Origin of the sequence: Hyphococcus lacteus, assembly GCF_041058985.1 — a bacterium.
Classification (GTDB): domain Bacteria; phylum Pseudomonadota; class Alphaproteobacteria; order Caulobacterales; family Parvularculaceae; genus Hyphococcus; species Hyphococcus lacteus.
This window is the reverse complement of record NZ_JBEHZE010000001.1, coordinates 1665372-1678701: the sequence shown is the minus strand read 5'-3', so window position 1 is coordinate 1678701 and position 13330 is coordinate 1665372. Positions and strand designations below refer to the sequence as shown.

Here is a 13330-nt window from a genome sequence, read left to right as displayed (position 1 = left end):
ACTCGTCTAGACAATACACAAGGAACGCCGATTGAGCACTCAACCGCTAACTGCCGATTACAGGCACCTATCCAGGAATACAGAAAAAGTTGAGCTTATTGCCATCTAGGTCACGGAAGTAGCCCGCGTAAAAATTTTCGCCCCGTGGCCCCGCAGCCCCCTCATCCGTCGCACCGAGGGAAATCGCCTTTTTGTATAACTTATCCACCGTTTCAGGCTTATCGCATGCAATCGCCGACATAGAGCCATTGCCCACCGTGGCTGGCTGGCCATCATATGGTTTGCAAACCGCGAGACCAGCCTGATTAGGGTCTACACCCCAAGCAACAAAACTATCCCCCTCTAAGATACGCTTTGCCCCCATTTCCCCCAAAAGCGTATCATAGAACGCCACTGATTTCTCAAAATCATTTGTTCCCAGCATTACGTATCCAAGCATGATATCCTCCGTTTTTAGCGTAACGCACATTCGACAGTCGAATATGCAAATCACCCAATATCTTTCCCCCGAGCATCATGCCCAAACCTATAGAAAGGGCACCTATGCTAACAGCCGGTGGATACCCTTAAGCGTTATGCTTCGGCAGCAGCTTCGTCATCGCCGCTATCGCTAGCGTTTTCACCAGTCAGCATTTCTTCGGCGACAAGACCAGCATTCTGCCGAATAGCAGTCTCAATCTCAGCCGCCATTGCGGGATTGTCGCGCAGGAACTGTTTCGCATTTTCACGCCCCTGCCCCACACGTTCAGAATTATAAGAGAACCACGAACCCGATTTCTCGACCACTTCGGCTTTTACACCGAGATCGATCAATTCGCCCATTTTCGAGATGCCTTCGCCATACATGATGTCGAATTCTACCTGCTTAAATGGCGGAGCCACCTTATTCTTAACGACTTTGACTCGGGTCTGATTACCCACAACTTCGTCGCGATTTTTGATGGCACCAATCCGGCGAATATCGAGACGCACCGAAGAATAGAATTTAAGCGCATTCCCACCAGTCGTCGTTTCAGGAGAACCAAACATCACCCCGATCTTCATTCGGATCTGATTGATGAAGATCACCAGCGTATTCGATTTTGAAATGGACCCTGTAAGCTTTCTGAGCGCTTGGCTCATCAAGCGCGCCTGAAGACCCGGTAACGAATCACCCATGTCGCCCTCTAGTTCTGCCCGAGGGGTTAAAGCAGCAACCGAGTCGACCACCAAAACATCTACAGCGCCAGAGCGCACCAAAGTATCTGCAATTTCAAGTGCTTGCTCACCGGTATCTGGCTGGGAAATCAGCAAATCATCAAGGTTGACCCCAAGTTTTTGGGCATAAATCGGATCAAGCGCATGTTCGGCGTCCACAAAGGCAGCCGTACCGCCTTTTCGCTGAGTTTCGGCCGCGACATGTAATGCTAAAGTCGTTTTACCCGAACTCTCTGGGCCATAAATTTCAATCACGCGACCTTTTGGAAGCCCACCAATACCCAAGGCAATATCAAGACCGATTGAGCCTGTTGAAATCGATTCGATATCAACCACTTCGCGATCACCAAGGCGCATCAACGAACCCTTACCGAATGCCTTATCGATCTGCGAGATCGCTGATTCCAATGCTTTTGACTTATCCACTTTGCCCGTATCCACCACTCGTAATCCGCCTTTATTCACCGCCGCCTCCGTTGCATCACAGGACCGCGCCCTGTCAATGTGAAAACCTATGTACGCTATTTGTTCTCAATTTACAATAGAAATTAATGCATTGAAATATAACATTTTTTACAAAATGTTCCAATTATGTTCGCGCACCTTTACTTCCGAGGTTATCCATATTCATGAATTTTCTGGAGTGAGACCTTCCCCCGATTCGGGTTCGCCGTACCGACGAAAAACGGGCGACGCTATAAGCTGGCCCATGTTGGTGCGTCGGCCCATCCGCCGCCCATCGCGACGAATAAATCAATAGCCGCCGACAAGCGATCAAGCCGTCCTTGGAACAAACTATCCGCCGCATTGAACGCAGTTGTTTGAGCATTCAATAAGCTCGTTAAATCATCGGCCCCAGTTTTATAGCGAAGCTCCGCGAGCTGGAGTGATTGGTCCGATGCGCGCCGAGCAATCTCTAGCTGAACCTCGCGCTTCTCCGCCGTTGTTAACGCACTCAAGCTCACATCGACGTCACGCAATGCATTAAGCGTCGCCTGGCGATAGCGGGCAAGCTGTTGATCGGCGCGCGCATTAGCACTTTCTAATTGCCCTTCTAGACGCCCACCGCTGAATATTGGCACAGAGAGCGAACTTGCGAGCGTGCCCAGCACGCTCGTGCCGCCGGTCAGCCCAGCATTTACACCTGCGCTAAGGTCAATGCTTGGAAAAAATGCCGCGCGTGCGCCGGCGATATCTGCGTCGGCTGCACGCAGCTGTGCCTCAGCACTTAATAGATCCGGGCGACGCAACAATAAATCTGATGGCAACCCTGGATTAATATCTGGCGGCACCATAGCCAAAAGCTCTCCGCTAGGTGCGGCATAACCTTGCGGGGTTTGCCCAAGCAAAATAGCAAGTGCCGTTTCTATACTGACAAGTTGTTGCTCAATTTGGGGAAGCCGCGCACGGGCATTTGCAACGGCAGCCTCCTGACTAGTTAGATCAAACCGCGACACACTACCGGCCTCGTAACGAGCCTTTACAATCTCATTGATCCGCTCGGAAATCGTAAGATTAGATTGGGCCACTTCCAGCCGGTGCCGAAGTGTGAGGACCGAAAAATAGTTGAATGCAACATCCGAAGAAATTGTCAATTCCAACGTCCGTTGATTAAAGTATTGAGATTCATAATTTGCCGTCGCCGATGCGCGGCTAGCTTGGTTCTGACCAAAAAGATCAAGCTGATAAGACGCCGTCCCACGCGCAGAGGCCGAAAAATCGTCTAATCCATCATCGGAATTAGAATTTGCAGAACCTCCCGCACTGAGCTGAGGATAAAGAGACGCATTGGTCACACGCACAGCAGCGCGAGAAGCACGAACGGCGGCCAATCCGGCTTCAATATCTTGATTTTCAGCCAGTGCCTGTTCGATTAATGCGCTTAACGCCGGGTCGCCGAAATGTTCCCACCAAACTGTGTCTTGTTCTGTTATGGACTCGTTTTCTCTCGCAAAATCATAGGCTGTGGGCATCCCGATTGGTGTCGCCTTCCGGGGCTGTACTGTGGTGCAGGCCGTCAACATCAAACAGGTTGTGGCTAAAAGAACTTTTTTCATCCGTATTACTCCGAAGCCAATGCGATAACGGGATCAAGTCGCGCCGCTTTGCGCGCCGGCATAAATCCAAAAATGAGGCCAATCGCCAATGCAGAGCTAAATGCAAGAATCGCCGGCGTCGGTGTTATCGCGATCGACATGCCACTCGTCGCAAGCGCCAAAGAAACCCCAAGCCCAATCAAGACACCTAATAAGCCGCCCATACCGCCGACGACCAACGCCTCAGTATTAAACTGCATCATGATATCTGACCGGCGAGCACCCGTTGCCATCCGTACACCAATTTCCCGTGTTCTCTCGCTAACACTAACCAGCATAATGTTCATCACACCGATACCGCCCACGATAAGAGAGATTGCGGCGACCGACCCCAACAACATAGAAAATGCGTTTTGAGTTTCTTCAACAGATTCCAAAATAGACGCGGTGTTCCGCAAATTAAAATCAACGACACCACCATGTCGCGCCAGCAACAGGGATTCTGCCGCCGCTTCGGTTTCACTGATTTTCTTGGCATCTTCGACCGCAACCGTAATCGAGCTAAGGTAGTTTTGACCAAAAATCCGCATCATACCGGTGCTCAACGGCACAAGCGCAATGTCGTCCATATCTTGGCCCCAAGCGGTTGCGCCCTTGGCGGCCAACACGCCCCCGACCTCAAACGGCGTAGAGCCAATAAATACATATTCGCCAATCGCCGCTGCTTGATTATCAAATAGGCTGTCGGCGACTGTCGCACCGAGAACGACGACCGCCGCACGCCGGGTTTCATCTTCGTCAGTGAAGAATGTTCCGTGTGCCATTGGCCAGTTTTTGGCAATAACCCATGCTGGCGTTACACCATCAACAGTTGTTTTATAATCTGCCCCTCCCGCACGTAATGTTTCACTCCCGCTTCGACTTGGAACAGCAGCGATCACATTCTCTAACTCAGCCAGTTGCGCAGCGTCTTCTTCGGTTAAAGTCGCAATCGCCGATCCGCGGATTCTTGTTCCCGGCGCGCCGGGTCTTACGAACAAAAGATTTGCGCCCATCGTTTCAATACTGGCGACCACTTGTTTTTGGCTGCCTTCGCCAATTGCCAGCATAGCGACCACCGCCGAAACGCCGATTACAACGCCAAGCAACGTCAGCGACGTCCGGAAAAGATTTGCATGAAGCGACCGAAACGCCATTTTCACAGCTTCACTAAATTGCATCCACGCAGAGCTTTCCTGGCTCGCACGTTCATATAGCGTATTTTCAGATCGCTTCGTTGTCGCGCCAGTGTCGGAAACGATTTTACCGTCCTTAATCTCAACGACCCGTTTTGCGCGCGCGGCAACCGATTGATCATGGGTAATAAGAATGATGGTGCGTCCGGCCTTGTGTAAATCTTCCAAAAGACGAAGCAATTCTTCGCTTGAACCTGAATCAAGTGCGCCCGTTGGTTCATCAGCTAGAATTATCTCGGCGTCATTCATCAACGCACGTGCCACCGCGACGCGTTGTTGTTGACCACCCGAGAGCTCACTCGGTTTATGATGGCCACGATCACCAATGCCCAGCTTTTGTAATAACTCTTGTGAACGTACTTGGCGTTCGGTCCGGTCAATTCCCGCATAGATCGCCGGGATTTCGACGTTCTCCGCTGCAGATGCTGTCGCAAGCAAATTGTAACGCTGAAACACGAACCCAAATGTCTCGCGGCGCAAGCCAGCCAACTGATCGGGACCGAGCGAAGATATTTCAATGCCGCGAACATGGTATGACCCGCCCGTTGGCCGGTCGAGGCACCCCAGAATATTCATCAGGGTGGATTTACCAGACCCCGATTGCCCGACAATGGCCACGAACTCACCTGCGTCGATGGTTAGGCTAACACCATCAAGTGCGCGTACTTCGGCATCACCACTTCCGTAAACGCGGCTCACATTTTCAAGGCTGATCAGGGCTGGCATTTTAATCTCAAGCTCTTTTACTATTGATAGAGTTAGCGCGGGCCACGCCGTCCCATACCGCGCGGACGGTTCGAACGATCACCGTTTCCCTGTCGTGTAGGCCGCTGAACCTGAGCCTCGCCGATGACAAGCTCGTCACCAGGCTCTAGCCCAAACAAAATTTCAGCCTGCGTGCGGCTTTTAATGCCAACCAAAACAGGTTGCGGTTCTGGCTTCCCGTCACGCATGACTAGTACCATTTTACGTTCAGCATCGGGGTTTTCACGAATAATATCGCGCATGGCATCACGGTTGGGATTGCGTTGTGCTTCGCTATTCGCTTCTTGGGCATTGGCCGACATGAGGCCGCTTCGTTCTGATTGTCGCCCACGTTCGCCCCGCTCACCTCTGCCGGCGCGGCCATCGCGCAATGCTGCGACCGGTGCTAACACCGTATCCGTCGCGCGCCCGGATACGAAAAAGACCTGCGCTGTCATTTCGGGCTTTAGAACATCACCTTTGTTCGCAACGTCGAGAAGAACTTTGTAAAGTACCACATCGTTCAAAACCTCCGGCTGCGGAAGAACCTGCCGAACCGTACTCTGCCATTTTTCTTCACCGCCAAGCGTCGTAAAATAGGCATCCTGGCCTTTGGTTACCCGCAATACATCTGCCTCAGAGACTTCGGCTTCTACTGTCATCACTGACAAATCGGCAATGCGCAGAATAGTTGGGGTGGTTTGGTTTGCGTTTAGGGTTTGTCCCTCCACCGCACTTTGCGAGACCACAGTGCCAGAAATGGGGGCATAGATTTTTGTGAATTCAAGCGTTGCTAAATCGGCTTCGAGCGTAGAATTCTGTCGCTCTATCTGCGCTTCAAGCTGGGTTAAACGCGCTAGCGCAATTTTCTTGTCGGCAACTGCGGCTTGGTACTCAGCCTCAGAAATCGCGTCGGCTGCAAACAACATCTCAGCGCGTACGGCATTTGCCTTTGATAGCTCCAGCGATGCTTCTTGCTGGGCATAGCTTGCTTGGGTTTCTTTTAGCTGCGCGCGATCAGCCTCGACCTTCGTTGCGGCAAGCGTCTCGTCAATTTGTGCTAACAGCTCACCTTTTTCTACACTATCGCCAACCTCAATGAAAAATGTTTCCAACTGACCAGAAACCTGCGCCCCCACATCCACATAGTTTTTCGGCTGTACTTTACCTGATGCCGAAATTGAAACCTCGAGATCCCCCGTGGTGACAACAGAGGTTTGGTATGTCGGCTTTTCATTGACGCTTCGCATAACCAGCCAACCTGCGGCAACGATCGCCGCGACAATGACGAGCAACACCAATTTTCGGTTGTTCCTAATTGTGTTTGATAGGCGCATGACAGTTTTTCTCGCAGGTAGGGTAAAGGGCGGACGGGTATTCATTATGTCAAACGGTACATTACGGAAATTCCGTCGCATAAAGGCCCGTTCTTATCTTGATCATTTCGCGGCTTAATTACGTCATGATTACGGCAGCGGCGGTTTCACACGAGTTTGCACCAAATTCTGACGCCGTAGCCTTACATCCGCGCCCCTTGGAATTGTCACAATCAGCGCGTAAAAATACGCCCATAAACTAGACTGACTCCGAAGCCTGCTGCTGGATTGGGAGTGGTTTTCCGTTAAATGTGTTATGCAAAGACGGGTCTTTCCCCGGAATCAAATAAATCGCGAAAGAGACATCATGAGCCGTATTCTATTTTTACTTGTCGCTTTAGTCGGTATCGCCCTCGCCGTCGTCCTGTTTCTGCCGGGGCTCATTCCTGTCTCCGCCTTTAAGGCGCGGATTGAAACAGCAGCGTCAAATGCGGTTGGCCGAGAGGTCACTATTGGCGACGACCTTTCGTTTCGGATTTTTCCGCGCACCGCCTTTCACGTTAAAGACCTTCAGATCGCAAACGAAGATGGGTTCGAAGCGCCCTATCTCATTCGCGTAGAAGAAGCTGACATCGGTGTAAAATTACTACCGCTATTGTCAGAAAGCGTTGAGATTGACCGGTTCATTTTGACACGCCCAGAAATCAACCTGACGCGAAACAAAGCTGGCGACATAAATTGGAATTTGGCCACAACCGAAACATCGGAGACCACAAGCGCGGAATCATCCGGCTCTTTGCGCGAGTTAAAACTGGGCGACGTTCGCATCGTCGAAGGCTCGGCGACATATGCGGATGCCGCCGCGGGGCAAAAATACACGGCCGAGAACATCAACCTCACAATCATTCTAAAAAGCCTGACGGAACCGCTCGAAGCTCGTGGGGATATGACCTTACAAGGATCGCCAGCAACGGTTGATATGGTTCTAACAAGCCTTTCCGATATCATGTCCGACGAGCCGGGCAACCTGAAGCTTAACCTGAAAATAGGCGAGGCCAGCGCCGGTGCTGATCTAACGGTCGCAACGAAAAATGGTATTGAGTATTCCGGTCCCACAACAATTAACGCGCCAGACCTTCCTGCCCTTGCCGCGCTAATGGGTACCGAGCTGGCTGAGGCACCCGGCTTTGACAAACTTTCCGTTCAAGGAAATATTGACGGTAATGAAAATTCTGCACGCTTGGGCGATGCCACGATTGTTTTCGATGACATCACTGCGAAAGGTGCTGTTAATTTAGATTGGTCAGGACAACGGCCAAAAGCGGACGGCGTTCTTTCTACGGATAAACTTGACCTTCGCCCTTATATGCCGCCGCCCGCAACAAGCCCTGATGGCTTCCCTGCATGGTCAAATGCCAAAATGGATTTCTCCAGCTTGCGGAACATGGATGCTGCTTTCGATATTTCGACGAATGCTATTTATGTCAATGATCTCGAAATGGGTGAAAGCCGCATCAAGCTTATCGTTGATGCGGGGCGTATGACCGCTGAAATTCCGGAACTGTCGATGTATGGTGGACAAGGCTCTGGTCGTTTTGTGCTCAATGCCCGCAGTGCAACACCATCCTTTGCCGGCAATTTCGACATGAACGCCGTTCGCGCACAACCACTTTCAAAAGACTTGTTGAAACACGATAACTTATTGGGACTGGGGTCATTCAAATTCAACTTCAACGCCAGTGGCGCTAGCCAAGCCGCCATCATGAACAGCATTGACGGCGCAGGCGGATTTGACCTCGCGGATGGCGCGCTCAAAGGCGTCAACATTGCGGGTCTCGTCCGCGCTGTAGGTGAATTTCAACAAGGGTTCAATCCAACGGCGCTCCAGCGCGCTGTGGCCGAGGCACGCGGACCATCAAAACAGACCGATTTCTCAGAATTTTTGTCTGACTTTTCGATCACCAATGGGCTTGTGAATGCCCCAACAATCACGATGAATGGACCATATCTGAACATGTCAGGTAATGGGACCATAAACCTCGCGCAGCAGACAATCGATCTTCGGTTATCACCTAAGGCAATGTCTACATTAACTGGCGAAGGTGGCCGTGCGATATCCATTCCGGTGCGCATCGGCGGTACGTTTTCGAAACCAACGATTGGTGTTGATGCAGAGTCATTGGCGAAATCGGGTCTGCAACGCGGTCTTCAAAACCTTTTGAAGAACCGTAACAAAGACGATGCTGAAGGCAGCGAAACAGAAAACGGTGAAACCGAAAAGACTGATCCTAGGAAAACTATTATCGACGATCTATTCGGCAAGCAACCAAGCACTACAGACAATGAAACCGACGAAAATGCGCAAGCGCCTTCGACGGAGGAAATACTTATCAACGAAGGGCTGAACGCGCTCTTTGGCAGCAAAAAGAAAAAACCAGCCGCCGAAGACGAGCAGCAAAGCGATCCACAATAAAACAAAAAAAGGCCGCCCCGTTAAAGGCGGCCTTTTTTAAACCTAATGCCAAGCGCGCACCTTATTCGTGAGCGGCTGGGTTTGGACACTTAGAACGGCGCATTAACACCACGATCAATACCAATGCTATAATCGGCGATCCGATAATAAACAGCGTAAACAGAACAGCCCCACCCGCTGTGGCAATTCCGAATAACGCGCCGACCAACCCTAACACCAGTCCCACAATAGTCATTATGATGGCGACGATCATTGCTGCTACGCCGACATATCCCGCCACTAAAGATTCAGCTATACTGAGTTGGGTATCGCCAAAAAAATACGCGCCGAATGACAACGCTCCGCCTAGGAATAAAATTAACAATACGGGAATATATAACCAAGCAGCGCTTGAACGCGGTGCCTCTTCATATTCAGGTGATGGCATCATAGCCCCCTTTTCTTGAGCCTTTTGATTTGCTCTCTTCATTGCTTTTTTACGCCAACTAGGGGGTATTTTGAAAAACATCATCGAACTGTTCAATCCGATACAACGTGAGAATCTCCCCTCTCATCGCATCCGCAGGTCAATTTCAATCGGTTTATCAGTTGCGACAACCGTAGCCCTTTGCTACGGCGTGGGGCCTTCAAAAACGAAAAGAGACTCATGGCGACGCGATCCATAAAAAAAACAGCTCCACCAGCACGCGCTTGGCAACGGATGCTGTCGGGGCGTCGGTTGGACATTCTCGATCCCTCGCCGGTTGATATCGAAGTCGAAGATATTGCGCACGGGCTGGCGCGTGTTGCGCGCTGGAACGGCCAGACCATTGGCGATCTTCCCTTCAACGTCGCACAACACTCACTGATCGTCGAAAATTTCTGCGGCGAATTAAAACCCGATTGGCCGGTGAAATGGCGCCTTGCTGCGCTACTTCATGACGCCCCAGAATTTGTGATTGGCGATATGATCTCGCCATTTAAAGCGCAGCTAGGCGAACAATACAAAACGATTGAAGGCCGGTTGATGGAGGCGATTCACCTGCGGTTTGGGCTTCCAGCGCACCTCCCCGATGGCGTTGAAAAGCTTATCAAACGCGCCGACCGTGCCAGCGCATATTTTGAAGCCGTGCAACTTGCTGGATTTGACGTCGTTGAAGCCCGGAAAATTTTCTCAGCGCCGAAAGGCATGTCGCCCATCACCCTTGTCGCCATGACAACGGTAGAGGCGCAAAACGCCTATATTGAGCGCTTTAACACGCTATCAAACGCATTAACGACCTGAGAACTTTAATAACATTTGCGAGACCTCAAGCGAGCGTGAGGGCACAGTCCTTCACAAAGTCATAAATATGCGCATATCTATAGTTCACCGCAGGGTTTACCGGTGTAAAAATAGAAAGTAACGCACAAACAGGTTATGACGACAATCATCATCAGCTCATTAGAGGCCGCGGAACAGGCCTACAAGCTCCATAAACCAGGGTTCGTGATATCGATCCTTGATTGTGATGATTGTGAACCTGCGTCGTTTTCCGGCCTGGCTGAAAACCGCCACATGAAACTAGATGGTGGTGCGGACGATGAAATCAAATGGTGTCCAAAAATTTTGGACTTTGCCAAAAGCTGGGCTGAGTCTGGCGAAGACGTTTTGATCCACTGCCATCGCGGTGTCGCCCGATCAACCGCCATCGCGTATATTCTTATGTGTGTCCGCGACAATAAAGAATGCGAATGTAAAATCGCCGAGCAGTTAAGAACAATGGCACCCCACGCTGACCCGAACCTGCTATTGGTATCCGAAGCCGATAAAATATTGGGCCGCGATGACCGAATGGTTGGCGCGGTACTTGATATGTGTCCGTGCTGCGGAACCGTTGGAGCACCCATCGTCACCTTGCCACTAGACCGATAACGCCGCATAGATTGCGGCTATGACTGTTACACCCGTTCCCGCACACGCAACCAACGTCGCGATTGCCCTTAATGCTGTAATCGCAGTTGTCGATGGTGATCGCCCCAAAGTGCTATGCGTTCGTTCGGGTGAAAATAAACTTGCCCTGCCATACGGGCCGTTTGACCCGGAACGCCACCGAACCTTTGAAATCGGTGTCAGAGAATGGGTGGAGCGACAAACCCATGTCTCGCTAGGTTATGTGGAACAACTATACACCTTTGGTGATAAAGGTCGGGAAGCACCTGCGGCCGCCCTTTTAGACGGGCATGGCGAGCGCGTTGTGTCTGTTGGTTACCTAGCCCTGGCCCCCGGCCCCGCAGACCTTCTTGCGGAAGACGCTGTCTGGATGGATTGGTACTCGATATTTCCGTGGGAGGATTGGCGGAAGGGTGAACCGAAAATACTCCGAGATCAGATCATCCCCGGCATCTGCAAATGGATTGATGGATCATCAACCGCAGAAAAGAAAAACACCCGTCAACGCCGCGCAAATATTGCTTTTGGTCTCGACGGATTTGGCTGGGAAGAAGAACGCACGATTGACCGATATGAGTTAATGTATGAAGCCGGCCTCGTGTTCGAGGCTTGGCGCGACCGCAAAGATGCACATCTCGACCTCCCCGCAGGTAAACAACCGACTGCCGGTACGATGGGCCAGCCAATGATATCCGACCACCGGCGCATCCTTGCCACGGCGATCGGACGGATTAGGGGAAAGCTAAAATATCGTCCGATCATTTTCGAAATGATCATGCCGACCTTCACGCTTCTGCAACTTCAGCAAACAGTCGAAGCAATTGTAGGATTTGAGTTTCACAAACAAAACTTCCGCCGCAGCGTTGAAAAATCTGGCTTCGTTGAAGGCACCGGCGAGACCGCACAACTTCAAGCCGGACGGCCAGCTGGTTTATTCCAAGTTGACCGAGCCGGATTAAAAGACCGGGCCGCAGCCGGTCTTGCTGTGCCGCGCCTAAAAAGACCCGGAGAAACACCTGCCTAGGGTCAAGCCTTTCTGCGGTTATCGCAAAATAACTCACTGAAAGTTCAGGGAAACTTTGTTGACGGGCCGCTGAAAATCGCTAATTTGCGGGCCTTAAGCCCTTGAGGGCTGATTTTTTCATCCTATATATGCTCTAGGTGAGCATATTGCCCAATCCACCGGGCGCTAGAAAGAGCTGGAGGCATTCATGCCTGATTCATCTGGGCCAGATTTTGGCAACGGAGCTGAGAATAAGAAACTTCCCTATACCCCAGACGTAAAGGCGAAGACGGATCATCTCTATCCGAAAGTTGCCAAGTTTATTCCTGAAATCGAATGGCAGCTCCATGCGCCTTATATCGCCGCGATCAACAATCTTAAAAAAGAAAAGAATGCCGTTATTCTCGCGCACAACTATATGACGCCAGAAATCTTTCATTGCGTCGGGGACTTTGCTGGCGACAGTCTGCAATTAGCAAAAGAGGCTGAACGCTCAGACGCCGACATCATTGTACAAGCCGGCGTTCATTTCATGGCGGAAACGTCAAAAATTCTGTGTCCGGAGAAAACTGTTCTTATCCCTGATTTACGCGCTGGATGTTCCCTCGCCTCGTCAATTACGGGTGCTGATGTCAGACTCCTAAAAGAGCGCTATCCCGGTGTTCCGGTCGTGACCTATGTAAACACAACCGCCGACGTCAAAGCTGAGACCGACATTTGCTGTACCTCGTCAAATGCGGTTGAAATTGTCGAACATGCCGCAAAAGAGTTTGGCACCGATACGGTTATTATGATCCCGGATCAGTTCTTGGCGCGAAATGTTGCTGCGATGACAGACATCAAAATTGTAACATGGGCTGGTGCTTGCGAAGTCCACGAGCGCTTCACCGCAGAGGATATCCGCGAGCTGCGTGAAGGCACCCCGGGCGTGATCGTTTTGGCGCACCCGGAATGCCCACCGGAAGTTTTGGCCGAGGCTGACTTTGCCGGGTCTACAAGCGGCATGAGCAATTACGTGAAAGATAATCAGCCAAAGAACGTTGTTCTCATCACCGAATGTTCGATGTCAGACAATGTGGCACTTGAAAACCCGAAGGTAGATTTCGTTCGCCCGTGTAATCTTTGCCCACACATGAAGCGAATTTCGCTACCAAAAATTCTACGCGCATTGCAGACAATGGAACATGAAGTCTTGATCGATGCAGACATCATTGAGAAAGCACGCCGCCCCATTGAACGGATGATCGCATTACCGCTCAAGCGTCAATCAATGTATAATCAGGAACGTCCAGCCGAAGTCATTGCCGTTGAGTCACGGGGCCAATAACGCGCAGCGCCATAAAGGCCGGGGGAAAGACATTCTGGATGACACAAACCCAAATTAGTGATTACTTCTTGCCTGTGCATGACGCGG

Annotated in this window: 11 protein-coding genes; 5 read left to right on the top strand and 6 right to left on the bottom strand. The window is 51.1% G+C overall.

Annotated elements, in window-relative coordinates; translation table 11 throughout:
- Positions 1-67 precede the first annotated feature (67 nt).
- From ABFZ84_RS08045 to ABFZ84_RS08025, 5 genes are all read right to left on the bottom strand, one after another.
- Entirely contained in the window at positions 68-439 is a 372-nt protein-coding gene (locus tag ABFZ84_RS08045) for a VOC family protein (protein WP_369313466.1), read from the bottom strand.
- Positions 440-573: 134 nt separating this feature from the next.
- Positions 574-1662 (bottom strand): recombinase RecA, encoded by a 1089-nt coding sequence (gene recA / locus ABFZ84_RS08040; RefSeq protein ID WP_369313465.1) that lies wholly within the window; start codon positions 1660-1662, stop codon positions 574-576.
- Positions 1663-1892: 230 nt separating this feature from the next.
- Entirely contained in the window at positions 1893-3254 is a 1362-nt protein-coding gene (locus ABFZ84_RS08035) for an efflux transporter outer membrane subunit (protein WP_369313464.1), read from the bottom strand.
- Between the two features lie 5 nt (positions 3255-3259).
- Complete coding sequence (locus ABFZ84_RS08030) at positions 3260-5194, bottom strand: MacB family efflux pump subunit (RefSeq protein WP_369313462.1); 1935 nt, start codon at positions 5192-5194, stop codon at positions 3260-3262.
- A 32-nt stretch (positions 5195-5226) separates the two neighbouring features.
- Positions 5227-6630, bottom strand: a complete 1404-nt coding sequence (locus ABFZ84_RS08025; RefSeq protein ID WP_369313461.1) for an efflux RND transporter periplasmic adaptor subunit — start codon at positions 6628-6630, stop codon at positions 5227-5229.
- Positions 6631-6895: 265 nt separating this feature from the next.
- Between ABFZ84_RS08025 and ABFZ84_RS08020 the strand changes: the two genes are divergently transcribed.
- Positions 6896-9001: an AsmA family protein gene (locus tag ABFZ84_RS08020; protein WP_369313460.1), complete on the top strand. Its 2106-nt coding sequence runs from the start codon at positions 6896-6898 to the stop codon at positions 8999-9001.
- 61 nt (positions 9002-9062) lie between these two features.
- Here the strand turns inward: ABFZ84_RS08020 and ABFZ84_RS08015 are convergent, their stop codons facing one another.
- Positions 9063-9512 (bottom strand): hypothetical protein, encoded by a 450-nt coding sequence (locus ABFZ84_RS08015; protein ID WP_369313459.1) that lies wholly within the window; start codon positions 9510-9512, stop codon positions 9063-9065.
- 135 nt (positions 9513-9647) lie between these two features.
- Between ABFZ84_RS08015 and ABFZ84_RS08010 the strand changes: the two genes are divergently transcribed.
- The 4 genes from ABFZ84_RS08010 to nadA all read left to right on the top strand — a co-directional run bounded on the left by ABFZ84_RS08010 (position 9648) and on the right by nadA (position 13243).
- Positions 9648-10265, top strand: a complete 618-nt coding sequence (locus ABFZ84_RS08010; protein ID WP_369313458.1) for a YfbR-like 5'-deoxynucleotidase — start codon at positions 9648-9650, stop codon at positions 10263-10265.
- A 135-nt stretch (positions 10266-10400) separates the two neighbouring features.
- A complete protein-coding gene (locus ABFZ84_RS08005; protein WP_369313457.1) occupies positions 10401-10895 on the top strand; it encodes a hypothetical protein in 495 nt (164 codons plus the stop codon).
- 19 nt (positions 10896-10914) lie between these two features.
- Positions 10915-11937: an NUDIX hydrolase gene (locus ABFZ84_RS08000; protein WP_369313456.1), complete on the top strand. Its 1023-nt coding sequence runs from the start codon at positions 10915-10917 to the stop codon at positions 11935-11937.
- A gap of 187 nt (positions 11938-12124) precedes the next feature.
- A complete protein-coding gene (gene nadA, locus ABFZ84_RS07995) occupies positions 12125-13243 on the top strand; it encodes a quinolinate synthase NadA (protein WP_369313455.1) in 1119 nt (372 codons plus the stop codon).
- Positions 13244-13330: the final 87 nt, after the last annotated feature.